Raw genomic sequence first — 22,723 nt, 5'->3', positions numbered from 1 at the left:
ACATGCAGCGCATGGACCGCAACGCCCTTGCCGCCCGCGTCGCGCGCGACATTCCCGAAGGGGCCTACGTCAACCTTGGCATCGGCGCGCCTACCATGGTCGCCAACTTCCTGCCCAAGGACAAGGACATCTTCCTGCAGAGTGAGAACGGCTTGCTGGGTATGGGCTCCGCCCCCGCGCCCGAGAACATCGACTGGGAGTTGATCAACGCGGGCAAGCAGCCGGTCACGATCCTGCCCGGCGGGTCGTATTTCCATCACGGCGATTCCTTTGCGATGATGCGCGGAGGCCATATCGACATCTGCGTGCTGGGCGCATTTCAGGTTTCGATCCACGGGGACCTGGCCAATTGGCACACCGGCACGCCCGAGGCCATTCCGGCCGTCGGTGGCGCCATGGACCTGGCAATCGGCGCGCGCGACGTTTTCGTGATGATGGACCTTCTTACCAAGTCGGGGGAAAGCAAGCTGGTGCGCCATTGCACCTATCCCTTGACCGGCCTTGCCTGCGTATCGCGGGTCTATACCGATGTCGCGGTCTTCATTGTCGGCCCCGATGGCGCCAGCGTGATCGAGATGGTGGACGGCATGACGCTCGATACCTTGCGCACGCTTACCGACCTTGAACTGGTGCAGGCATGACGATGGCGCAGACCGTCGATCTGGGTGCCTTCACGCTCGAACACCGCAACGATGGCGTGGTGATTGTCACGTTTTCGCGCCCGCCGGTCAACGCCGTGTCGTTGACCGTCTACGAAGACATCGGCCGCCTGGCCGACTATGCCACGCTGAACGACAGCGTCAGGGTGCTGGTGATCACGGCCCCGCCAGGGGCGCGCGCCTGGTGCGGCGGGGCAGACCTGCACGAATTCAAGGGCATGACGGCCGAACGCCGCAAGGAGCGCTATCGCTTCATTAACGCCCAGTTGCCGCGCTTCCATGCGGTAGACAAGCCGATGATCGCCGCGATCGGCGGGGCCACCGTGGGTGTCGGGGTGATGCTGGCGGGCATGTGCGATCTGCGCGTCGCCAGCGAAACCGCGCGCTTTGCCTGCCCGGAAGTGGACTATGGGCTGATCGGCGGCAGCGCCGGCCTGTTTGCAACGCTGCGCATGCCCGAAGCCAAAGTGCGCGAGATGATCTATACTGGGCGCACCTTTACCGCGCGGGAATTGGAACCGACCGGTTTCTTCAACTATGTGGTGCCCCCGGCGGCCGTGCTGCCCATCGCCCTCGACCTTGCCGGGCAGATCGCCCGCAAGAACATGCCCGTGCTGCGCGCCCGCAAACTGGCATCGCTGGAATGGGAGGGTTCGGAGTGGATGGACGCCTATCTCGAAGCGCAGGAGTTGTCTTCCGCGCTAGTCGAGGACCCCGCCAGCGAAGCGGCCGTGCTGGCCGCCCTGCGTCGCGGGCGCAAGAGCCTGAAAGCCTGACTGATGCAAAAGGCAGCCGGTGCACACCACACCGGCTGCCCGTGCAGGCGCCTTGCGGTTCTGGCCCGGCGCGAACTGGGGATCCGCGCCGGCCAGAAACAGCCGGATCAGCCCCCCGCCCAGTCCGGCTGGCGCTTTTCAAGAAAAGCGGCAATCCCCTCGCGCTTGTCGGCCGTGCCGAACAGGGCGGAAAAGGCTTGGCGTTCGGCTGCCAAGTGCGCGGCATGGGGCAGATCGAATGCCGCGTTGACCAGGCTCTTGGCCTGACGGATCGCCACCGGTGCCCGCGCGGCAATGGCCTCGGCCAGCGCCGTGGCGCGAGCAAGCGCACCGCCTTCGTCGACCACTTCGAGCACCAGGCCCAGCCGTTGCGCGGTGGCGGCATCGATCGGCTGGCCCAGCAAGACCATGTGCATCGCCGCCATCCGCCCCACCACGCGGGGCAGCGTGGCCGTGCCGCCGGCACCGGGGATGATCCCCAGGTTGCTTTCCGGCTGGCCGAAACGGGCACCCGCGCCAGCAATGGCAAGGTCGCAGCACATCAGCAACTCGTTGCCCGCGCCCAGACACCACCCTTCGACAGCCGCCACGATCGGCTTGGGAAAGGCGCGGATGCGGGCCCAGATTCCCGGGCGCGGATCGGCCAGCGCCCCGGCAACGCCTTTTTCGATCAATTCGTTGATGTCGGCCCCGGCCGCAAAAACCTTGGTCGATCCGGTAATCACCACTGCGCGGACGGCCGCATCGTTGGTGGCTGCATCGAGTGCGTCGGCCACCAGCGCCAGCGTGCGGGTGGCCAGCGCATTGCGCTTTTCCGGATTGTTCAGTGTCAGGGTCAGCACGCCCGTGGTCGCCTGATCGACGAGCAGCAGGCCAGAATTGTCTGTCATGCGAGATTCACCCAATATTCCGAAGGTTTGTACATCGCGTGCCCGGTTGCCGCGGCGATCGCGGCAAGCGTATCGACCAGGGCGGCAACGCCGAAACGGCGGGCCCAGGCGCATGGCCCGAACGGATAGTTGGCGCCAAAGCGCAAGGCGGCATCGATGCCCTGCTCGTCGCTGACATGCTCCAGCACGGCGTCGCCCGCCGCATTGGCGATCTGCGCCAGCGTGCGCAACACCACCAGCCCGGGGCGATCGGCCAGGCGATGGGCCGCGAGGCCCCATTCCGCCAGCTTGGCTTCCACGGCTGCACCCGCTTCATCATCGCTGGCGGCATAGCCGATGGACCCGGCGCAACTCTCGTCGAACCAATCGAGCACGGCCACAGGCCGTCCGATCTCTAGTGCCTCGTCACGCGCGGTTCGGCCCCGCGACGCACGCACGTGGATCTTGCCCAGGTCGAATGCCGGCAGGCACCAGTGCAACTCGGCCGGCCGCCGCGCGGCATCCGCTGCCATCGCGGCGCCAGGGGCAACCGGCTGTTCGAAGCCCTTGCCTTGGGCATAGTCATAAATCCCGCGCCCGGTCTTGCGACCCAGCCAGTTAGCATCGACCAGGGCCGACTGCGCCAGTTGCGGCACGAACCGAGTCTGACCGAAATAGGCATCGAACACCGAACGCGCGACGGCAAAGTTCACGTCCTGGCCAATCAGGTCGGTCAGTTCCAGCGGCCCCATGCGAAAGCCGGCGGCATGCTTGAACAGGTGATCGATCACATTGGCCGGTGCGCCGTGCTGCTGCAGGCAGGTGAACGCCTCGCCATAGAACGGCCGCGCCACGCGGTTGACGATGAAGCCGGGCACGTCGGTAACCGGAACGCCCACCTTGCCCCAGCGCTTGGCCACATCGGCGACGCGCGCCGCCACGGCAGGATCGGTGGCGGGGCCCGAAACCAGTTCCACCAGCTTCATCGCCGTTGCCGGGTTGAAGAAGTGCATACCCATGAATCGGCCGGGATGAGCCAGCCCCCGTGCCAACCTGGCAATCGACAGCGACGAGGTATTGCTGGCGATGACCGCATCGCTACGCATGTTGGCTTCGAGCGCGGCAAAAAGGCCCTGCTTGATGGCCAGATCCTCGACGATCGCCTCGATCACCAGGTCGCAATCGGCCAGGCCCGCCGGATCGTCGGTCCAGGCCATGGTGCTCAGCATCGCCTCGGGCTCCCCGGGCTCCAACTTGCCGCGCGCAACGAGCGTTGCCAGGCCCTTGGTGATCTGCTCCCTGCTGCGATCGCGCGAGGGGGCGTGGACATCGTAGATGACGACGGGATGGCCGGCCTGGGCCGCGACCTGGGCGATACCGCTGCCCATCGTGCCGGCGCCACAAACGCCAATCCTGATGATCTCGTTCACGTCTGACTCTCCGATATTCCTGTGTCGGTCAGGCTCAGGCCGCGCAGCCGCCCGAGCAACCACCCACTGCCTTCATCGCACGCAACGGTTCCTCGCCTTCCATGGGCCTCAGGCCCAGGCGCGCGAACATCGCCGCGTCGCTGTCGTCGCCGGCGTTCGGCGCGGTCAGCAGCTTGTCGCCGGTGAAGATCGAGTTCGCACCCGCCAGGAAGCATAGTGCCTGGGTCGCCTCGCTCATGCTTTCGCGACCGGCCGAAAGGCGCACCATCGAGAGCGGCATGGTGATCCGCGCCACGGCCACGGTGCGCACGAATTCGATGTCATCGATCTTGGCCAGCGGCGTATCGGCCAGCATGTCGCCCAGCACGGTGCCCTTCACCGGGACCAGCGCGTTGACCGGCACGCTTTCCGGGTGCTGTTCCAGCGTGGCCAGCGCGTGGACGAAGCCGACGCGATCGGCGCGGGTTTCACCCATGCCCACGATGCCGCCCGAACAAACGTTGATCCCTGCTTCGCGCACCACGCTCAAGGTATCGAGCCGGTCCTGGAACGTGCGGGTGGTGATCACCTCGTTATAGCGTTCGGGCGAGGTATCAATGTTGTGATTGTAGTAATCCAGGCCGGCTTCGGCCAGTTGAGCAGCCTGATCGGGGGTGAGCATGCCCAGCGTCATGCAGGTTTCCATGCCCATTTCGCGCACGCCTTTCACCATCTGCACGATGGCGCCCATGTCGCGATCCTTGGGGTTGCGCCAGGCCGCGCCCATGCAGAACCGCTTCGATCCAGCATCGCGCGCCTGGGCGGCCGATTGCAGCACGGCCTGCACATCCATCAGCTTGCTGGCGGCAACGCCGCTGTCGGCCTTCACGCTTTGCGAGCAATAGCCGCAATCTTCGGGGCAGCCGCCAGTCTTGATCGACAGCAGCGTGCACAACTGCACTTCGCCCGCGCGATGGTGATCGCGGTGCACGGCCGCGGCGCGGAACACCAGCTCGGTAAACGGCAGGTCGAACAGCGCGGCGATTTCCTCGCGGCTCCAGTCCGTGCGCACCGCCGAATGGATGCGCGCTATCGACGCCATGTCAGCCCTCCATGCCAAGCAGGATGGTGCCGTATTCGGCAAGTTCGTTGGCAGCCGACCCGTGGGACACGACGACCCCGGCCAGCGGCGCTGGCACATCGACCAGCGTGTCGAGCACGGCCAGCCGCGCCACTGCGTCGCCCTTGCCCGCCTGGCTTCCGACCGGCAGCAACCAGGCCACCGTGCCGACGTGCGGCGCGCTGACGGTGATGGCCTGCGCGGACACAGCCGGCGGCGGAGGCGGCGCGGCCGGGGCCGCCACGGGTGCGGGGGCCAGCAGTGGATTGGGCGCTCCCGGCAAACGGGCCAGGAAGAAATCCCCTTCCTCGCTTTGCAGGCACACCTGTTGCCAGCCGCTTGCCAGCATCGCATCGAGCAGGGCGCGCGCGTTGGTGATCGTGCGGCGGGCGTTGTCGTCCAGTGCGATCATGCGGCGGCGCCTTTCCGTTCGGCCAGCAGCACTTGTTCAAGCCAGCGGGTGTGGATGCGATTGGCCCGGAAATCCGGGTGGGCGATGATTTCGCGGTGCAAACCGATGGTGGTGGCGATGCCTTCCACGCGAAACTCGGCCAACGCCGCGTCGAGCCGGTCGATGGCGAGATCGCGCGTGGGGGCATGCACGATCAGCTTGCCGATCATGCTGTCGTAGTATGGCGGGATCATCGCCCCTTCCGACATATGGGTGTCGAGGCGCACGCCCTCGCCGGTCGGCGCCGACCAGCGCGTGATCCGCCCGGGTGAGGGCATGAAATCGCGTGCGGTGTCCTCGGCGTTGATGCGGCATTCGATCGCGTGGCCCGTGAGCCGGACCTGGTCCTGCGTCACCGACAGCGGGGCCCCACCGGCAATGCGCAACTGTTCCTGCACCAGATCGAAGCCCGCGATCATCTCGCTGACCGGATGCTCCACCTGGATGCGGGCGTTGACTTCGATGAAATAGAATTCCTCACGCGCCACGTCATAGAGGAACTCGCACGTGCCCGCGTTGCGATAGTTGACCGAGGCGGCGAGTGCGCAGGCGCTTTCGTGCAACTGCTTGCGCAGGTGATCGGGCATGGCGACGCAGGGCGCTTCCTCGATCAGCTTCTGGTAGCGGCGCTGCACCGAGCAGTCGCGCTCGCCGAAATGGACCACACCGCCCTTGCCATCGCCCATCAGCTGGACCTCGACGTGGCGGGCCTGGGGCACGAAGCGTTCCATGAACAGCGTGCCGTCGCCGAAGGCGGCAACCGCTTCGGCCGATGCGCGGTGGAATCCGGCCTCGGCCTCGTCGCCGTTATGGGCGATGACCATGCCGCGCCCACCGCCGCCAGCTGCGGCCTTGAGCAGCACGGGATAGCCGATCCGGTCCCCTTCCCGGCGCGCGTCGGCCGCCGTCGCCACGCTGTCGCAACCCGGCACCAGCGGCACCCCGGCCGCCCGCGCCATGGCACGCGCCTGGATCTTGTCGCCCAGCGCGTCGATGACGTCGGGCTCGGGGCCCACGAAGGCGATGCCGTTGGCGGCGCACAGCTGCGGCAGGATGGCGCGTTCCGACAGGAAGCCATAGCCGGGATGCAGCCCGTCGCACCCGCTTGCCTTGGCGGCATGAACCACCAGACGCGGATCGAGATAGCTGCGCGCGGCCTGCGCCGGGCCGAGCACGACCGCCCGATCGGCCGACCGCGCCGCCGCGCTGTCGCGATCGGCGTCGGACACGGCCACGACCGTCTCGATCCCGAGCGCCTGCGCGGCCCGCACAATGCGCAGGGCGATCTCGCCACGGTTGGCGACGAAAAGGCGCCGGATTGCCATCAGTCGGCCACCAGCGCAAACAGTGGCTGACCCGCCTCGACCATCGCGCCGTCGTCGGCCAGCACCGCCACGATGGTGCCCGCCTGGCCCGCCTTGACGGCCGTGAACAGTTTCATCACCTCGATCAGGCAGATTTCATCATCGCCGCCCACTTTGCCCCCCACTTCGACATAGGCCGACGCGCCGGGCTTGGGCGCGCGGTAGAACGTGCCGAGGTTGGGCGCGACGATGATCACTGCCCCTTCCGGAACGGCACCAGACGCCGTTGCCGACGTTACCGCTGCCGGGGCGGCCGGCACGGCCGCCGGTGCGACGGGCGCTGGCGCAGGCGGCGCGGCCGCGGCAGGCTGGGCAGTGACCAGCGTGCCGGCCGCCGGATCGTTGGACAGCAGCAGTTCGAACGGACCGGACCGCATGTGCAGCGTCGCGATCCCGGACCGGGTGAACTCCTCGATCAGCAGGCGAACCTGATCGACCGGATTGTCGATGACTGGTTTGTGCGTCATGGCTCAGAACCATCCTCTGGCTTTGGTTTCCAGCACGCCGTGGCGTGGCGGTCTGCCCCCGCAGGGGCGCTTTCAACGGCGAAGGCTGAGGCTCAGGCCTTCGGACTTCAGTTCCACCACCGGCAGCGTGGCGACCTGCATGAGCTTGCGCACGTCTTCCAGTTCGGGCGACGAAAGCAGCGGATAATCGCGACACACCGGCCCGGCCGCGCGCATCTTGTCGATATCGGGCTGGGGCACGAACGCGCGATAGAGCAGTTCGTCCTCGTCCTGCGTGCTGTAGCGCCTCTTCAGCGTGTCGAGATCGGGCATTTCCGGCGGCTGGGCGATCACTTCCTTCGCGCGCGGTGCGGCCATGATCCGGTCCAGCACATCGGCATCGACCGGCGCCACGGGTTCGCCATAGAAACCGGCCGCATACTGGATCACTTCGTCGGGCACGGTGCCATAGCGCTTGCCAGTCACCACGTTGAGCACGGCCTGGATGCCGACCAGCTGGCTGAACGGCGTGGCCATACCCGGATAGCCCAGGTCGCGGCGCACGGCGGCAACTTCGTCGAGCACCTCGGGCAGCTTGTCCATCATCTTGTGCATGGCCAGCTGGGCCTTGAACGTGCCCATCATTCCGCCCGGAATCTGGTGCTGGATCGAGAACTCGTCGTATTCGGCATACTGGTCGACAAGGTTGCCCGAGGCCTTGCCCACGGCGCGGAAATGGTCGGCCACGGGCTGGAACAGCGATTCATCGAGGCTGTGGGTGTGGCCACGCAGCTGGATGTTGCGCGCCATGATCTCGGTCGACGGCACCGACGGGCCGTTGGCCATGGGCCGGCTGGCAGTGTGTATGACCGATACGCCGCAATCGATCGCGTCGAGATAGGCCTTGGCCGAAAGGCCGAGCAGATTGTTGGAATGGAACTCGATCGGCTTGCCGCCGGCGGCCTGGACAAGACCCGGCACCAGTTGCTGGATCCGTTCCTTTTCGAGAACCCCGGCCGTGTCGTACAGCAGGATAGAGTCGACGTGCGGGCTTTCCGCCAGCTTCTTTGCATTGGCGATGAAGAACGCGTCGGTGTGGACCGGCGACAGCGCGAACATGATCGCCCCGGCCACCCAGGCGCCATTGGCTTCCTTGGCCACCTTGGCAAGGCGCAGCATGTTGTCCATGCCGAACAGCACGTCATAGATCCAGAACGAGCGGATCCCGTGCGCGCAGAGCCGCTGGACCCACAAGTCCATCAGCACCGGGGGCGTGATCCCGAACGTCACGTTGGCATTGGCGCGCAGGCCCGCGCGCAGCGGGGTGTTGGGCATCGAGGCGACCAGCAGGTCGAGCCCTTCCCAATAGTTTTCCTGACAATAGCGGGTGAGCACGTCGAGCATGCCGCCGCCGGTCAGGTCGATCGTGCTGAAACCCGTGCGGTCGATCAGCGGCGTCACCGGCAAGGCCATTCCCGCACGCATGCGCAGACCCCACAGGCTCTGCTGGCCGTCGCGCATCGTCTCGTCGAGAAAATCAATGTGGGCCATACCCCACGCTCTCCCTTCCATCGGCCCGCGCCATGTCGCAGGCAAACTGTCAATCGTGTGCGATCAGGATGATGCAGCCCACGCCAGACCGATCCGCTCGCGCGGGCCGCCCATGGCTCAGGCCACCTTCCGGTCGACGGCGGTAACCCCGGGCAGCTCGTCGCGCAGGGTTTCGACCAAGATGCGTTCGTTGTGCCAGATGGCGGCGCCGAACGCATGCTCGATCACCTTGGCGCGTCGCAGATAGCGGTGCAGGCCCAGTTCCCAGGTAAAACCCATGCCGCCATGGATCTGGATGGCCTCGTTGCAGACCTCGCGCACGACTTCGCCCGCATAGGCCTTGGCCATCGACACGGCGCGGGCGCGATCGGGGGCATCCTCCGAATAGGCCCAGATGCCGTGATAAGTGGCCGAACGCGCTGCCTCGACCGCGACGGCGAGATCCGCGCAGCGATGCTTGAGCGCCTGGAACGAGCCGATCGGCTTGCCGAACTGGACACGGGTGCGGGCATATTCCACCGCCGTATCCAGCATGCGCGCCGCGATCCCCAGTTGCAGGCAGGCACTCATCGCCGCCCCGCCGTCGAACAGCCGCTCGACCACAGCCAGCGGATCGCCGGGACCGACAAGGGCATCGGCATCAAGAGCGACATCGTCGAACGAGACTGCGCCCATGCCTGCGGAAGGGTCGATATCCTCGTGATCGCGGATCGCCACACCGGCCGTCTCTGCCGCCACCAGATACACCCCCGGGCCACCCGCCCCTTGCGCGATGACGGCAAAGTGCGTGACATCGGCCGCCTCGCGAACCAGCAGCTTGCTGCCGGTCAACCGCTCGGCCGCAACGCGGGTGCGAACGGTTGCGGGCGCGTCGTCGCCGCCCTCTTCCGTCACGGCAATGGCCACGCGCAGTTCGCCAGCGGCCAGCAGCGGCAGGAGCGCGTCCCTTTGTGCCGCAGTGCCATGGGCCGCAAGCACTTCGGAAACCAGCAGGGTATCGAGCACGGCCGCCGGGGCCAGCGCGCCACCCAGCGCTTCAAGCGAGAGCGCGAGATCGACAGCCTTGAGCCCCGCCCCGCCCTGTTCCTCAGGCACCATCATCGCAAACAGGCCCAGTTCGACCAGGGCGGCGCGAGCGGGCGCGGCAGCGGCGCGGCCAAGATCCGGCGCCCGCAGGCCCTCATGGTCGGCAAGCAACCGGGCAACCGTATCGCCCAGGCTTTTCTGATCCTCGTCGAAGGCAAAGTTCATGGTTGGGTATCCTTGCAGCGGCCGGGCGTCAGCGCGGAAGCCCGAGCACGCGCTCACCAATGATGTTGCGCTGGATCTCCGACGAGCCGGAGTAGATGGTAAAGGCCTTGGATTGCAGCCAACTGAGCTGGAACCGCCCCAGCGCCAGGGCCGATGGGTCGTTGCCCGAAATCGGCGCGACCGGGCCCAGCGCATCCATCGCCAGATCGTACATGCGCTGGGCGGCGTGGCTCCAATAGAGCTTGGTCATCGAGGCATCGGCCCCGCGGTCAGCACCGTCCAGGTAATGGCTGAACGAGCGCAAGGCATTGAGCCGGACGATTTCGATCTCGGTAATGGCCCGCGCTAACCGCTGGCGGATTGCCGGGTTGTCGATCGCGGCGCGCCCGCCCTGCATGGTCTGGCACAGGGTCGAAACCAGCTTGCCCAGTTCCTGCTTGAAGCGGACCTGGCGGCCCAGCGCGTCTTCGGGGCCACGCTCGTAGGCCAGCGTGGTCATTGCGATCTTCCAGCCTTCGTTCACCGCGCCGACCACGTTTTCCACCGGCACCTCGACATTGTCGAAGAACGTCTCGTTGAATTCGGACTCGCCCGAAATCTGCCGCAGCGGCCGGATCGTGATGCCCGGAGAGCTCATGTCGATGAGCAGGAATGACAGGCCCTTGTGCTTAGGCGCATCGGGGTCGGTGCGCACAAGGGCAAAGCACCACTGTGCATATTGCGCATAGCTGGTCCAGATCTTCTGGCCATTGACGATGAACTTGTCGCCCACCAGTTCGGCCCGGGTGCGGACCGAGGCAAGGTCGGAACCGGCATTGGGCTCGGAAAAGCCCTGACACCAGATCTCGTCCGAAGAAATGATCGGCGGCAGGAAGCGCTGCTTTTGCGCCTGGGTGCCATGGGCAAGGATCGTCGGCCCGGCCAGATTGTGGCCGATGATGTTGATCCCCTCGGGCGCGGAAGCACGCGCCATCTCCTCGGCAAAGATGCCGCGCTCGATCAGGGTCGCGCCGCGCCCGCCATATTCCTTGGGCCAGTTGATCCCGCTCCAGCCGCCGGCATGCAGCTTGCGTTCCCAATCGAGCCGGAACATCGCCCGCTCGTGCTCGTCCTCGGGCTCGAACACGGTCTCGCCCCAACCCTTGGGCAACGCATCGGCCAGCCACGCCCGCAGTTCGGCCCGGAACGCGCTTTCTTCAGGCGTGTAGTTGAAGTCCATCGCACGTCCCCCCTGTCAATCCTGACCGGCCGCTGCGCGCTCGGCCGCACCGGCAAAGTCGGGCGCGCGCTTTTCACGGAAGGCCATCACGCCTTCGCGATATTCGGGAGTGAGATAGGCAATGGTCTGGGAATAGGCTTCGAATTCCAGCATCTGCTCGAACGTCGCGGTTTGCGACATGTTGAGCAGCCGCTTGCTCATAGCCATCGCGGTTGGCGAACCGGCCACGATCTGGCGTGCCATGGCGCGGGCTTCGTCCATCAACGCCTCGTGGGCGACGACCTTGTTGGCAATGCCCAGCGCGAGCGCTTCTTCGGCGGGAACCTTGCGCGCGGTAAAGCACAGTTCCTTGGCCTTGTTGATCCCGACTGCGCGCGACAGAAAGAACATGCCGCCCAGATCGGGCATCAGCCCCACTTTGGCGAAAGCCTGGATGAAGCTGGCCTTTTCGCTGGCGATGATGATATCGCACGACAGCGCGATATTCGCACCGGCCCCTGCCGCTGCGCCGTTGACCGCGGCGATGACCGGCTTTTCCAGCTTGTAGAGCGGCTCGAGCACTTCCTTGAGAATCCAGCGATGGCGCGCGCGGCGCTGCAGCGGGGTCAGGCTGTCCTTGCTGGCCTTGAGATCGGCACCGGCGCAAAAGCCACGGCCCGCACCGGTCAGGATCACCACCGACACGCCCGGATCGGCGGCGATACGCGGGATCAAGTGCTGCAGTTCGCTGTAGAGTTGGTCCGTCGTCGCGTTCATCGCGTCGGGCCGGTTGAGCGTGATGGTGGCGATGCGCTCGCTCACGTCATAGATGATGTTTTCGTAGTCCATGTCGACCCCTGTCAATTTTGCGCGTCGGCTGGCGGCACGTGGGCCAGATCGCCCTCGGTGCTGTCCGGGATGGCAAACCACTGTTCCGGCATGCGCAGCGGGATGCGGAAGTCGTGCGCGGGCACGACGATATCGGCATTGTCCAGAACGCGGCGCATGGCCGCCTGCCACGCGCGTTCGCTCTCGCTGCGGATATTGCCGGTGAGAAAGGCATCGGACAGCGAACGCAGCGGCTGATCGGTGGCGCGCGGATCGGCCGGGTACCAATAGCGATAGTGATCGCCCAGGTCCGAGACGAGCGCAACGCGCCCCTTTTCCGTCGTCACCACCACCACCTGCATGCCTTCCGTATGGCTGGGCACGAACAACAGGCGGATGCCTGGCAACAAGTCGGTGTCGCCCTCGATCAGGCGCAACTGTGTCGGTCGCTTGCGCTCGATCAGGTTGCGCAGCGTGGATTTCCAGTAGAAGATCCGCTGCGAGGGCACGGGGTCGACCGCCGCCATTAGTTCGGCCCGTTGCACCACCACGCAAGCCTGGGGAAACAGGTCCAGGTTGTCGGCATGGTCGAAATGCAGGTGGGTGCACACGACATAGTCGATGTCCTGCGGACCCAGCCCCTCTTGCTCCAGGGCCGCCGTCAGCGCGGCGTGACCGCCGCCCCAACCCTTGACCCGCAGGCGTTGATGCACGGTCGGAATGTCGGCCATGCCGCTATCGACCAGTAGGTTGACCGCCTTGCCGGCCACCTCGCCGCGCACCAGCCACACGTGCACCGGATCGCGCACGATGGCCCCGCCGTGCTGCAGGTATAGCTCGCCGATGCGCAGCGTGGTGACCGTCCAGTTGGTCATTCGTCGATCACCTCGAAACGCTCGATGTCGGACACCGCGCCCTTGCGTTCGCCTTGCGTCCAGACCGCGCGCACGCGCGTGCCGGGCATGATCGTCTGCTTGGCGGTTTCCAGGTCGTCGATCTCGATGATGTGGATCATCTTGGTCGAGGCGCCGTCCAGCACGATCTCGGCATAGGCATAGGGCACCGGCCGGGTCTGGCCGTAGACTTCCATGTTGATCAGCGAGCAGGCGCGGATCGTGCCGGTATCAGCACAGGCCTTCCACGTGCCGGTGCGCTTGTGCGTGATGTCGTCGATCTCACGCGGGGGCAGTAGGGCCTCGTCGGCGTTGGAACCGCGGACGCCCATGACCACGCCATTCTGGCGGATTTCGTCGAACATGCGGCCGTAATAGGGGCCATAGGCATGGTCATAGTGCAGCGCCATGGCATAGTTGATCACGCCAAGCGGTTCGGCCGGGGTATTGAGCGGCTGCACGTCCCCAACCGCAGCGTCGGGCGCTGGCACGAAGCCTTCGATCGCGGTGATCGACGTGCCCTGGTCGCTGGTCGACCAGCGCGCCGCCACGCGCTGCCCCACCGCCAGCGTGTCGATATCGGCAAGGATCTTGTGCACGAAGGCATTGCGGCAGCCATCGAGCCGGACAAGGCCCAGAACCACGCCACCGGTGCGGGTAAAGGCCGTCAATTCGCCGGTTTCCGGCGCCTGGACGAGGCCGACCGGCTCCTCGCCATCGACCGGCGAGAAATCCTGTCCCGGCGCGATCACCGAGCCATCGGCAAACCGCGTGCCGACGATGCGGCGGTTGGGCATTTCGGCCAGGAACGTACCCGCCGACTTGCCGGGGGTGAGCGTGTAGGGCAGAGAGATCGTGCTCTTGAACGTGGGCAGATCGATCGGTGCGGTTTCAGGTGCGTAGAACATCGTCTATCCCTCCTCAGGCGCTAAGCACGGCGCAGCCGCGCAAGTTGGCCCAACCGCCGCCGGACTGGACCAGCGCCAGCTTGGCGTCCTTGATCTGGTGCGTTTCGTTGCGGCCCATCACCTGGGTCGCCGCCTCGATCAGGCGAATGACCCCGACGGCACCGATCGGATTGGCGCCCATGCACCCGCCCGAAGGATTGACCGGAATGTCGCCATCGACCTGCGTCGCGCCCGAGGCCACCAGTTCGGCCGCCTGCCCCGGCGGGCACAGGCCCAGGCTTTCGTAATAGTTCAATTCGAAGCAGGAGTAGGGTTCCTGCACTTCGACCACGTCGAACTGACGACGCGGATTGGTGATACCGGCGGCACGATAGACCTGGCGCGAGGCAATGGCCAGCGGTTCGGACAGCATCAGCGACCGCTCGGGCGCGTTATCGGCTTCGCAGCAATAGGCCATTCCGCGGATCCAGGCCGGGCGCGTGGTCGAATGGTGCGCCACCTTGTCCGACGCCAAGACGATCGCGGCGGCACCGTCGGAAATCGGCGGCACGTCGAGCAGCTTGATCGGCCAGCACAGCGGCTTGGACGCCAGCACATCCTCGACTGTCACCGCCTTCTTCTGGTGCGCATAGGGGTTCTTGAGGGCGTTGTTGCGGTTCTTGGCCGCAACCATGGCCGCCGCTTCCTCGGTGTGACCCAGCACGTCCATGCGGGCGCGCCAGTAGGCGGCCGAAAAGCCCATGATCCCCACCGCGAATTCCCGGCCCCAGAAGGGATCGTAAAGCGTCGAGATCGAGTACTGCAGCTGGCCTTCGGACAGCTTGTCGTAGGCGACCACCAGCGTCCGGTCGGAATAGCCGCCGGCGACCTGGTAATAGCCGGCCAGCGCACCGGCAAACCCGGCGCCACCGCCGCTGGTAAGCCGCACCACCGACTTGCCCTGCGCGCCGATCGCGTCGACCACCCACTTTTCGGGCTGGTTCACGGCGGCAAACAGCACCGGCCCGGTGGCAATCACCACCGTGTCGATATCGTCCATCGAGAGATTGGCGTCGGCCAACGCCCGGTCAACGGCCTCGCGCACGAGGCCTGCCTGGCTGACGTCGGTACGGCGACGCGCGTGATGCGTCTGCCCGACGCCAACGATTCCTACTTCGCGACCCATGATCAAACCTCGAGAGTGAAGACGCAGTTGGTCTGCATCGCGACACCGCCGGTGCCGTGAACGAGTGCCGTTGCAGGCGCCTTGGCCCCTGCCGCAACCGGCGTCGAAAGCCGCTTGGCCGCCTCGGCCAGCCGGACCAGGCCGGTCGCCATGATCGGATCGGCCGGGAGCGCGCCGCCCGAAGCGTTGATCGCCGGATCGAGCGCGATCCCGGCGCCCTGCCCTTGGGCGGCCAGGCCCAGCCCTTCCAGGGTGAGCAATTCGCCCACCACCGAACTGCCGCTGGTTTCGACCACGTCGGCGGCGGCCTTGTCCCAGCCCGCCTTGCCCAGCGCCATGCGCGTAGCTGCGGCAACCGAGTCGAGCCGGTTGGCACTGCGGTCGGCAAAATTGTGCGTTTCCAGGCTGGTGCCCATACCGGTGATGAACACGGGCGGACGCCCGGTCCGGCGGGCCACGTCCTCGTTGCACAACAGGACGGCAACCGCGCCGTCGAGCGGACGGGAAATCATCAGGTTAGTCAGTGGCCAGGCCGCTTCGTCGCCGGCCAGCACGGCCGCAGCATCGGGCAACGTGTCGATCGCAACCTTGCTGTTGGCGGCCGCGTCGGCCCAGCGCTTGGCTACGATCGCCGCGAGGGTTTCATCGGTGATCCCGTGCGCCGCGAGATAGCGCTGTGCCTGGATGCCCAGGGCGGCTTTCTGGCCAAAGCCCACCGGGCGCTGGTAGAACGGCTCAACCATGGCCGACCAGTACAGGTCGATGTCGGATTCCGAAGGCTTGGAATAGGCGACGATCAACCCGATCGACGAGGCGCCCGAGCGGATCTTGTTGACGCCATAGAGCGCGCCCCACAGTCCGTCTTCCTCGACACGCGCCTCCTCCTTGTGGTGAGCGCCAAGCGCGCCCAGGAAGCCGCAGTTGGAAATCGAGCGGCCATCGAGAACGTCGCTGCCGGAATCGATGACGAAATCGACATCGTCGAGCGTCAGGCCGGTGCCCTTGAACACATTGGCAACGACGGACGAAATCAGATCGATGTGTTGCGCGTCGCGCCACGCCGGACGCAACTCGGTTTGTGCGGAGGCAAGCACCGCAACCTGACTGAGACCCATTGGCTTCCTCACCCTGTCATTCGCCGAAATTCGCCGCGGCGGGCTCCTTCGGCCTCTCCGCCATCTTGTATGCCCGGCGCGTTGCCGATGTCAAAAACAAAATTCGACGTTTTGTCGGATTCTTGAACGAGAGGTTTCGGCTCATATACGAATCACGCTGGAAGAAACGTGACTTTTCGGTCTTGCAATTTAATTTTCCCCGAAACATTATCGGATAGAACGAGACAAGGGAGCGGAGCGTGGGACTCGATGTAACGGGGCGATTTCGGTACCCCCCGCCCAACGCCGCCTGGCTTGCGCGACACGAAGAACCGCTGCTCGATCCGGACCTGCCGATCATCGACTCGCACCATCACCTGTGGGTTCAGGATGGGCATCCCTATCTGCTCGATCACCTGGCTGGCGATCTCGCCACGGTGCCCGGCGTGACGGCCACCGTCTTCGTTCAGGCCCATTACGGCTATCGCGACAACGGCCCCGCGCACCTTGCCCCGGTCGGCGAAACCGAGAAGGTCGCGGCCATGGCCCTTGCGGCGCGTGCGCAGGGCCTGCCCCACGTCGCATCGGCGATCGTCGCCTTCGCCGATCTTACGCTGGGCGACGGGGTCGAGGCCGTGATCGAGGCCCATGCCCAAGCCGCCGAAGGCGCGCTGCGCGGTATCCGCCACAGCGTGTCGCGCGATCCCGCCTTTCCCGATGGCGTGGTGATTCGGCCTGCCCCTGCCGGGCTGCTGGGGGATCCGGCCTATCGCGCTGGGCTGCGCACGGTCCAGCGACTCGGCCTTGGCTACGATGCCATGCTCTACCACGGGCAGATCAGCGAACTTGCGGCGATGGCCGATGCACTCCCCGGCTTGCCGATCGTGCTCGATCACATCGGCTGCATCCTGGGTGTCGGCCCCTATGCTGGCCGCGCCGACGAACTGTTTGCACGCTGGCGCCTCGACATGGCCAATCTGGCCAAGCGCGACAACGTCTCGGTCAAGATCGGCGGCTTCGGCATGATCGTGTGCGGGGCGCGCTGGCACGAAGCGGAATGTCCGCCCTCTTCCGCCACCCTGGCGCAGGCGTGGCGGCCATATGTGGAAACCTGCATCGAACTGTTCGGCGCCAATCGCTGCATGTTCGAAAGCAATTTTCCGGTCGACAAGGCGATGTACTCCTATCGCACGCTGTGGAACGCCTTCGTGCGCCTCACAGCGTCGGCCTCCGGCGCCGAGCGCCAGGCGCTGTTCAGCGGGACTGCCGCCCGATTCTATCGCATCGCCGATGCAGTCGCCGCGCCGGATCGGCTGGTGCATGGCTGAGCCGCGCAACTTCAACCGCACCCTGCATTTGCTGCATCGGGCGCAACAAACGCCCGAGCGGATGGCGATCATCGCCGGGGCAGAGCGGATCGATTTTGCGGCGCTGGCGCAACGCACCTGCGTTACCGCCGGTGCACTGCGCGATCTGGGCATCGGTGCCGGCACGCGGGTGGGCATCATGCTTCCGGCAGAGCCCGAGTTCATCATCGTGCAACAGGCCCTGCTGCTGCTGGGCGCCACGGTTTCGCCGCTCAACGTGGCCTATATGCAGTCCGATCTGGCCCATGCAATCGACAGTTGCGGGCTGCAGGCCATCGTGCTGCACGCCGACTGGTGCGACCGCATGCCCGCGCAGGCCCCGCCGATCAAGATCGCGGCGGGCGCTGCGGGCCGGGACCTGCTATCCGGCTATGCCTCGCTCGATCATGCGCGAACCCTGGCCCGGCCGCTGACCGATCCGGCCACCGTCGCGGCGACTGACGTGGCGTTCCTGCTCAACACGAGCGCAACGACCGGGAAGTCGAAGGGCGTCATGCTCACCGCCGGCAACCTGGCCGCCAACTACGATGCCACGCCAGGCTGGCTTGGCCTGGGAGCGGACGATGTGATCCTCTGCGCGCTGCCGCTGTTCAATACGTTCGGGCTCAACCAGGGCATCAATGCCATCATGGTCACCGGTGCCTGCATGGTGCTGCTGCCCCGCTTCGACGCGGCTCGCTGCATCGAGGCGATCGGCGCGTATGGCTGCACGTTCATGCCCGCCGTGCCCACGATGCTGCAGAAGATCGTCGACCATCCCGGCCTGCGGCCCCGCGCGCTGCGCAGCCTGCGCCGCATCATGACCGGGGGCGCCCCGGTGCCCGCCGCCTTGCTGCAGCGGATCGTCGCTGCGGCCGGGTCTGCCGTTGACGTGCGCACCGGCTACGGCCTCACCGAAGCGACCGCTTTGGTGACACTGCATCGGGTATCGTGCGATCCTGCCGGCAAGCTGGCCGGTGGCAAGAGCATCGGTCGTGCGCTGCCGGGCGTGGAGCTCGAGGCGATGGACGACGATGGCGTGATCCTGCCACGCGGCACCGCGGGTGAACTGGTCGTGCGCGGCGCCAATGTCATGGCCGGCTATTTCAATGCGCCGGCCGATACCGCCCAGGCCCTGCGCGATGGCTGGCTGCGCACCGGCGATATCGGCTTTCTCGATGCCGATGGCCTTGCCTGGATCGTCGACCGCAAGAAGGACGTGATCATCAGGGGTGGCCAGAACATCTATCCGGCCGATATCGAGGAAGTGATCTACGCCATCGACGGGATCAGCGAAGTGGCGGTGGTTGCCCAGCCTGACGCGGTGCTGGGTGAAGTACCGCTGGCCTTTGTCGCCACGCGGCCGGGCTGCACCTTGGGCGACGAGCGTGTGCTGGCGCATTGTGCGGCACATCTGGCCCGCTACAAATGGCCCAGCGGCGTCTGCTTCCTCGACGAATTGCCCAAGGGTCCGACCGGCAAGATCCTGCGGCGCGCGCTGCGCGATCGGGCCGCTACCCTGGCGACAGCGTCATGACCGGGCATCCGGAAACGGTAACCCTGGCGGTCGACGGGCGGCACATCCAGGTGGCCGTCTGGGGCCATGCCGATGCGTCCGCCGTGATCCTGGTCCATGGTTTGCGCGATCATGGCCGCAGTTGGGACCGTGTCGCCGCCGCGCTTGCCACCGGCTATCGCGTCATCGCACCGGATCTGCGCGGCCATGGAGACAGCGACTGGGCCGGGGCAGATGGCTATGCCTTGGCCGCCTTTGTGGCGGATATCCATGATATCGCGCGCGCCTTTGACCTGGAACGCTATGCGCTGGTCGGCCATTCGCTGGGCGGGGCCATTGCGCTGCGCCTGGCAGCGGCCGACGCCGATCGCGTCTGGGCTCTGGCCGGAATCGAATGCGTCGAACTGCCGATCCAGCGTGACGAGGTGGCGGCACCCACGCCCTATGCGGTGCGGCTGCGCCACTGGCTGGACCGGCGCGCGCAGGCCCGCGCACGCGGCACGCGCCATTATCCCACCCGCGCCGAGGCCCTGGCCCGGATGCACGGGCAGCACCCCGACCTGGCGGCGGACCTGGTCGACGCGCTGGCGGCCCATGCCCTGGTGCACGATGTCGACAAGGGCTGGCGGTGGAAGTTCGACCCGCGCGTGCGCCTGCGCGCGCCCGAAGACCAGCGCGCGCACGACCTGGACGACGTGCTCGATGCTATCTCGTGCCCCGTGCTGCTTTCCTACGGCACGAGCAGCTGGGTCCCGGTGCCCGGCCCGGCACGGCGCGCCCGCCTGAAATGCCACCAGATCAGCCACTACGCCAATGCCGGCCACTGGCTGCACCATCAGTTCACTTCCCGATTCATCGCGGAAACGCGCGCGTTTCTCGATGCCCACAACAGGACCCATGACCATGCGTGAAGCCGTTATCGTTTCCACTGCCCGAACCGGTGTTGCCCGGGCGTTCAAGGGCGCTTTCAACGACACCGACGCCCCGCGCCTGACCGCGCACGTGATCGAGGCCGCCGTGGCGCGCGCGGGGATCGACCCGGCGCGGATCGACGACGTGGCGATCGGTGTGGGCACGCAATGGGGCACGCAAGGCTCCAACCTGGCGCGCACGGCCATCATTGCCTCGGGCCTGCCCGAAACCATTCCCGGCACTACGCTGGATCGCAAGTGCGGTTCGGGCCTGACCACGCTGGCCTATATCGCCCGCGCGATCATCGCGGGCGATATCGACGTCGGCGTCGCGGGCGGCACCGAATGCATTACCCACACCCGCAATGCCCATGCCCCCAGCTATCGCGCCCAGCCGGCCGAAGTGCTGGCCGGCGATCCGCATGCCTACATGGCCATGATCGAGACGGCCGAAATCGTCGCCGAACGCTATGGCATCCCCCGCGACGCGCAGGATGCCTTCGCGCTGGAAAGCCACCTGCGCGCCGCCGCGGCGCTGCGCGAGAGCCGGCTCGCCGACGAAATCGTGCCGATCACGGTGACGCGCAACGTGGTCGAGCGCGACGGCACGATCTCGGGCCGCGAGGAAGTGACGCTCGACACCGACGAGGGCGTCCGCCCCGACACCACGCTGGAAGGCCTGGCCAAGCTGAAGCCGGTCTGGAAGGATGGCCAGCTCGTGAAGGAAGGCCGTTTCGTCACGGCCGGCAACGCCAGCCAGCTTTCCGACGGCGCATCGGCGCAAGTGCTGACGGACCGCGAGACGGCCGAGCGCGAAGGCCTGCCGGTGCTGGGCATCTTTCGCGGTTTCCAGGCAGCCGGGTGCAAGCCCGAGGAAATGGGCATCGGCCCAGTCTTTGCGATTCCCAAGCTGCTGAAACGCGCGGGCCTATCGATCGACGACATCGGCCTTTGGGAAATCAACGAGGCCTTCGCCAGTCAGGCACTTTACTGCCGCGACAGGCTGGGCATCGATCCCGCGAAGCTCAATGTCGATGGCGGCGGCATTGCCATCGGGCACCCCTTCGGCATGACTGGCAGCCGTCTGGCCGGCCATGCACTGATCGAGGCGCGGCGGCGCAGGGTGCGCTATGCGGTGGTCTCGATGTGCGTGGCCGGCGGCATGGGTGCCGCAGGGCTGTTCGAGATTCCGGCGTGACCGTCGGTTCGGGCGTGCCGATGCGGTTCGATGATGATGTCGTCATCATCACCGGGGCGGGGCGTGGGCTGGGGCGTGCCTACGCCCTGGCCTTTGCCGAGCGCGGCGCGGCGGTCGTGGTCAACGACATCGGCCAGGAACCCGATGCGACGGGCCGGCAGCGCCCGGTCGCCGACCAGGTCGTTGCCGAAATTCACGGCAGGGGCGGCCGCGCCCTGGCCGACCATCGGTCGATCACCGAGCCGGGCAACGCCGAGGCAGTGGTCGCCGCCGCCAGTGCCGCGTTCGGCAAGGTGACGGTGCTGGTCAACAATGCCGGAATCATCGACTTTGCCCCCATTGCGCAACTGGGCGACGCAGCCTGGCGCAAAATGCAGTCGGTAACCGTGGATGGCGCCTTTTACATGTGTCGCGCAGTTTTGCCGTCCATGCTGGCGCAGGGCCATGGGCGCATTGTCAACACCACGTCCAACGCCGGGTTTGGCGGGGCCGCCACGCTAGGCCACTATGGCGCGGCAAAGCTGGCGGTGGCGGGCCTGACCCGCTGCCTGGCGCACGAGGTGGCGGGCACCGGCGTTACCGTGAACGCAGTCGCGCCGATGGCGATCACACGCATGAACCGCGACGCCTTCTTCGGCGGGAAAGAGGTCGGTTCCAGCCAGTCGGAAAATGAGCAAGCGACCGACTGGCGCGCCGACTTGCGCGCAGGCCGGATCCCGATGGGCCCGCCCGAGGCGGTGGCCCCCACCGTGCTGTGGCTGGCCCATGCCAGCACCACGACCAACGGCGAAATCTTCAGCAGCTCGTCGGGCAAGGTGGCGCGTATCGGCTTTGCCGTGGGCCAGGGCTGGTTCGACCCCAACCACGCGCCGGAAGACTTGCGGGACCATGCCGCAACGATCCGCACTCTGGGCGATTTCCTCGACATCACCGCCACGACAGACGAACTGGCCCTGATCCCGCCGCTCTTTGCGACCTAGGTCCCGGCATTTGATGGTACGGTTTCAGGTCTCACCCTGGCGCGTGCGCGGCAGGACCGAGATCGCCTGGGTCATCATGTCGAGCATGTCGTCGAAAAACTGCCGCGCGGTCATGCCTGAATGTTCGGGGCCTGATGCATATTGTGTCACGCCCTGAAGGAACATCGCGCCCACGCATTCGAGGCGGAACGCGGCCAGTTGCGGCCCCAGCGCGGCCAACCTCGCTTCGAGCAGCGTCATCGCCTCACGCAGTGCGCGCGTCGCCGGGCTGCCTTGGTCCACCGGATGGGGCACGCCACGTGGCCGGTGCGTCGCCAAATAGGCTGCGTGGCATCGCATATAGGAAATGACACCCTTTTCTTCATACATGGCAAAATTGGGCTCGAACAAAATCCGCAAAAGATAGCGTAAATTGTCCAGCTGCCCCGTCTTGCGCCCGGCCGTGAGCAACGCTTCGCGCTGCGGCTGAAGTTGTTCCTCACGATATTCGAACACGGCATAGAGCAGCCCAAGCTGGTCTCCGAAATGGTACTGCACCGATCCGGCAAACTTCTGGTTTGCCGCTTCGCAGATCATCCGCATCGTCACGCCATCGATGCCGCGCTCGCCAAACAATGCCTCTGCTTCCAGAATCAATCGTTCGCGCGTGCCGGTGGCGAGCGGGCGGACCTTGCGGGCTGGGGCGGTCATCGTGGGCATGCCAAGGGCCTAATCTCAACCGACAAAATGTCAACTCTATAACGTCTGTGCTAATTTTTGGCCATTTCGGCGAATTATAGTTGGACGAATC

General features: G+C 66.2%; 22 protein-coding genes. 7 read left to right on the top strand and 15 right to left on the bottom strand.

The window, feature by feature from the left end; genetic code table 11:
* Positions 1-2 precede the first annotated feature (2 nt).
* On the top strand, positions 3-641 hold the full coding sequence (locus FHW94_RS00415) for a 3-oxoacid CoA-transferase subunit B (protein ID WP_168553844.1): 639 nt from the start codon (positions 3-5) through the stop codon (positions 639-641).
* A gap of 2 nt (positions 642-643) precedes the next feature.
* On the top strand, positions 644-1,435 hold the full coding sequence (locus FHW94_RS00410) for an enoyl-CoA hydratase/isomerase family protein (protein ID WP_168553843.1): 792 nt from the start codon (positions 644-646) through the stop codon (positions 1,433-1,435).
* A 107-nt stretch (positions 1,436-1,542) separates the two neighbouring features.
* Here FHW94_RS00410 and FHW94_RS00405 read toward each other — a convergent pair whose 3' ends face one another.
* The 14 genes from FHW94_RS00405 to FHW94_RS00340 all read right to left on the bottom strand — a co-directional run bounded on the left by FHW94_RS00405 (position 1,543) and on the right by FHW94_RS00340 (position 16,003).
* Positions 1,543-2,325, bottom strand: a complete 783-nt coding sequence (locus FHW94_RS00405; protein ID WP_168553842.1) for an enoyl-CoA hydratase-related protein — start codon at positions 2,323-2,325, stop codon at positions 1,543-1,545.
* A complete protein-coding gene (locus FHW94_RS23670; protein ID WP_168553841.1) occupies positions 2,322-3,734 on the bottom strand; it encodes a 3-hydroxyacyl-CoA dehydrogenase NAD-binding domain-containing protein in 1,413 nt (470 codons plus the stop codon). Before FHW94_RS23670 ends, FHW94_RS00405 begins: the two co-directional genes overlap by 4 nt.
* 34 nt (positions 3,735-3,768) lie before the next feature.
* The gene (gene bioB, locus FHW94_RS00395; RefSeq protein ID WP_168553840.1) at positions 3,769-4,815 is read right to left on the bottom strand and encodes a biotin synthase BioB; all 1,047 of its coding nucleotides are present in this window, start codon (positions 4,813-4,815) and stop codon (positions 3,769-3,771) included.
* Position 4,816: 1 nt separating this feature from the next.
* Complete coding sequence (locus tag FHW94_RS00390; protein ID WP_168553839.1) at positions 4,817-5,245, bottom strand: hypothetical protein; 429 nt, start codon at positions 5,243-5,245, stop codon at positions 4,817-4,819.
* Positions 5,242-6,609 (bottom strand): acetyl-CoA carboxylase biotin carboxylase subunit, encoded by a 1,368-nt coding sequence (locus tag FHW94_RS00385; protein WP_168553838.1) that lies wholly within the window; start codon positions 6,607-6,609, stop codon positions 5,242-5,244. The genes FHW94_RS00390 and FHW94_RS00385 overlap by 4 nt, the downstream gene beginning before the upstream one ends.
* A complete protein-coding gene (gene accB, locus FHW94_RS00380; protein WP_168553837.1) occupies positions 6,609-7,115 on the bottom strand; it encodes an acetyl-CoA carboxylase biotin carboxyl carrier protein in 507 nt (168 codons plus the stop codon). The genes FHW94_RS00385 and accB overlap by 1 nt, the downstream gene beginning before the upstream one ends.
* Before the next feature lie 72 nt (positions 7,116-7,187).
* On the bottom strand, positions 7,188-8,645 hold the full coding sequence (locus FHW94_RS00375) for a pyruvate carboxylase (RefSeq protein WP_168553836.1): 1,458 nt from the start codon (positions 8,643-8,645) through the stop codon (positions 7,188-7,190).
* 117 nt (positions 8,646-8,762) lie between these two features.
* Positions 8,763-9,896, bottom strand: coding sequence for an acyl-CoA dehydrogenase family protein (locus tag FHW94_RS00370; protein WP_168553835.1), 1,134 nt, complete (start codon positions 9,894-9,896; stop codon positions 8,763-8,765).
* A gap of 28 nt (positions 9,897-9,924) precedes the next feature.
* Positions 9,925-11,115, bottom strand: a complete 1,191-nt coding sequence (locus FHW94_RS00365) for an acyl-CoA dehydrogenase family protein (RefSeq protein ID WP_168553834.1) — start codon at positions 11,113-11,115, stop codon at positions 9,925-9,927.
* 15 nt (positions 11,116-11,130) lie between these two features.
* A complete protein-coding gene (locus tag FHW94_RS00360) occupies positions 11,131-11,943 on the bottom strand; it encodes an enoyl-CoA hydratase-related protein (protein ID WP_168553833.1) in 813 nt (270 codons plus the stop codon).
* A gap of 11 nt (positions 11,944-11,954) precedes the next feature.
* Positions 11,955-12,797 carry an N-acyl homoserine lactonase family protein gene (locus FHW94_RS00355; protein ID WP_168553832.1) on the bottom strand — a complete coding sequence of 281 codons (843 nt, stop codon included), beginning with the start codon at positions 12,795-12,797 and terminating at the stop codon, positions 11,955-11,957.
* Entirely contained in the window at positions 12,794-13,723 is a 930-nt protein-coding gene (locus FHW94_RS00350) for an OB-fold domain-containing protein (protein WP_168553831.1), read from the bottom strand. The genes FHW94_RS00355 and FHW94_RS00350 overlap by 4 nt, the downstream gene beginning before the upstream one ends.
* Before the next feature lie 13 nt (positions 13,724-13,736).
* Positions 13,737-14,888 (bottom strand): propanoyl-CoA acyltransferase, encoded by a 1,152-nt coding sequence (locus tag FHW94_RS00345; RefSeq protein WP_168553830.1) that lies wholly within the window; start codon positions 14,886-14,888, stop codon positions 13,737-13,739.
* Positions 14,889-14,890: 2 nt separating this feature from the next.
* On the bottom strand, positions 14,891-16,003 hold the full coding sequence (locus FHW94_RS00340) for a 3-ketoacyl-CoA thiolase (protein WP_168553829.1): 1,113 nt from the start codon (positions 16,001-16,003) through the stop codon (positions 14,891-14,893).
* 239 nt (positions 16,004-16,242) lie between these two features.
* Between FHW94_RS00340 and FHW94_RS00335 the strand changes: the two genes are divergently transcribed.
* Genes FHW94_RS00335 through FHW94_RS00315 form a run of 5 tightly spaced genes read left to right on the top strand, consistent with a single transcriptional unit; the run spans position 16,243 to position 21,933 of the window.
* Positions 16,243-17,310: an amidohydrolase family protein gene (locus tag FHW94_RS00335; RefSeq protein ID WP_168553828.1), complete on the top strand. Its 1,068-nt coding sequence runs from the start codon at positions 16,243-16,245 to the stop codon at positions 17,308-17,310.
* Complete coding sequence (locus FHW94_RS00330; protein WP_168553827.1) at positions 17,303-18,865, top strand: AMP-binding protein; 1,563 nt, start codon at positions 17,303-17,305, stop codon at positions 18,863-18,865. The genes FHW94_RS00335 and FHW94_RS00330 overlap by 8 nt, the downstream gene beginning before the upstream one ends.
* Positions 18,862-19,755: an alpha/beta hydrolase gene (locus FHW94_RS00325; RefSeq protein WP_168553826.1), complete on the top strand. Its 894-nt coding sequence runs from the start codon at positions 18,862-18,864 to the stop codon at positions 19,753-19,755. The genes FHW94_RS00330 and FHW94_RS00325 overlap by 4 nt, the downstream gene beginning before the upstream one ends.
* On the top strand, positions 19,748-20,953 hold the full coding sequence (locus FHW94_RS00320; RefSeq protein WP_168553825.1) for a thiolase family protein: 1,206 nt from the start codon (positions 19,748-19,750) through the stop codon (positions 20,951-20,953). The genes FHW94_RS00325 and FHW94_RS00320 overlap by 8 nt, the downstream gene beginning before the upstream one ends.
* Positions 20,950-21,933: an SDR family NAD(P)-dependent oxidoreductase gene (locus FHW94_RS00315; RefSeq protein ID WP_168553824.1), complete on the top strand. Its 984-nt coding sequence runs from the start codon at positions 20,950-20,952 to the stop codon at positions 21,931-21,933. The genes FHW94_RS00320 and FHW94_RS00315 overlap by 4 nt, the downstream gene beginning before the upstream one ends.
* A gap of 24 nt (positions 21,934-21,957) precedes the next feature.
* On the opposite strand, the gene FHW94_RS00310 is transcribed toward FHW94_RS00315, so the two are convergent.
* On the bottom strand, positions 21,958-22,623 hold the full coding sequence (locus FHW94_RS00310) for a TetR/AcrR family transcriptional regulator (protein ID WP_168553823.1): 666 nt from the start codon (positions 22,621-22,623) through the stop codon (positions 21,958-21,960).
* Between the last annotated feature and the right edge of the window lie 100 nt (positions 22,624-22,723).

Origin of the sequence: Novosphingobium sp. SG720 (assembly GCF_012275365.1) — a bacterium.
In the GTDB taxonomy this organism is placed as follows: domain Bacteria; phylum Pseudomonadota; class Alphaproteobacteria; order Sphingomonadales; family Sphingomonadaceae; genus Novosphingobium; species Novosphingobium rhizosphaerae.
This window is presented reverse-complemented; position numbering and strand designations above follow the sequence as displayed.

Bases quoted from the DNA above. Each gene is read 5' to 3' on its own strand.
- FHW94_RS00410 (WP_168553843.1), top strand. From the start codon at position 644: ATGGCGCAGACCGTCGATCTGGGTGCCTTCACGCTCGAACACCGCAAC.
- FHW94_RS00340 (WP_168553829.1), bottom strand. From the start codon at position 16,003: ATGGGTCTCAGTCAGGTTGCGGTGCTTGCCTCCGCACAAACCGAGTTG.
- FHW94_RS00360 (WP_168553833.1), bottom strand. From the start codon at position 11,943: ATGGACTACGAAAACATCATCTATGACGTGAGCGAGCGCATCGCCACC.
- FHW94_RS00365 (WP_168553834.1), bottom strand. From the start codon at position 11,115: ATGGACTTCAACTACACGCCTGAAGAAAGCGCGTTCCGGGCCGAACTG.
- FHW94_RS00370 (WP_168553835.1), bottom strand. From the start codon at position 9,896: ATGAACTTTGCCTTCGACGAGGATCAGAAAAGCCTGGGCGATACGGTT.
- FHW94_RS00310 (WP_168553823.1), bottom strand. From the start codon at position 22,623: ATGACCGCCCCAGCCCGCAAGGTCCGCCCGCTCGCCACCGGCACGCGC.
- FHW94_RS00415 (WP_168553844.1), top strand. From the start codon at position 3: ATGCAGCGCATGGACCGCAACGCCCTTGCCGCCCGCGTCGCGCGCGAC.
- FHW94_RS00345 (WP_168553830.1), bottom strand. From the start codon at position 14,888: ATGGGTCGCGAAGTAGGAATCGTTGGCGTCGGGCAGACGCATCACGCG.
- FHW94_RS00330 (WP_168553827.1), top strand. From the start codon at position 17,303: ATGGCTGAGCCGCGCAACTTCAACCGCACCCTGCATTTGCTGCATCGG.
- FHW94_RS00385 (WP_168553838.1), bottom strand. From the start codon at position 6,609: ATGGCAATCCGGCGCCTTTTCGTCGCCAACCGTGGCGAGATCGCCCTG.
- FHW94_RS00350 (WP_168553831.1), bottom strand. From the start codon at position 13,723: ATGTTCTACGCACCTGAAACCGCACCGATCGATCTGCCCACGTTCAAG.
- FHW94_RS00390 (WP_168553839.1), bottom strand. From the start codon at position 5,245: ATGATCGCACTGGACGACAACGCCCGCCGCACGATCACCAACGCGCGC.
- FHW94_RS00320 (WP_168553825.1), top strand. From the start codon at position 19,748: ATGCGTGAAGCCGTTATCGTTTCCACTGCCCGAACCGGTGTTGCCCGG.
- accB (WP_168553837.1), bottom strand. From the start codon at position 7,115: ATGACGCACAAACCAGTCATCGACAATCCGGTCGATCAGGTTCGCCTG.
- FHW94_RS00325 (WP_168553826.1), top strand. From the start codon at position 18,862: ATGACCGGGCATCCGGAAACGGTAACCCTGGCGGTCGACGGGCGGCAC.
- bioB (WP_168553840.1), bottom strand. From the start codon at position 4,815: ATGGCGTCGATAGCGCGCATCCATTCGGCGGTGCGCACGGACTGGAGC.
- FHW94_RS00375 (WP_168553836.1), bottom strand. From the start codon at position 8,645: ATGGCCCACATTGATTTTCTCGACGAGACGATGCGCGACGGCCAGCAG.
- FHW94_RS00405 (WP_168553842.1), bottom strand. From the start codon at position 2,325: ATGACAGACAATTCTGGCCTGCTGCTCGTCGATCAGGCGACCACGGGC.
- FHW94_RS00355 (WP_168553832.1), bottom strand. From the start codon at position 12,797: ATGACCAACTGGACGGTCACCACGCTGCGCATCGGCGAGCTATACCTG.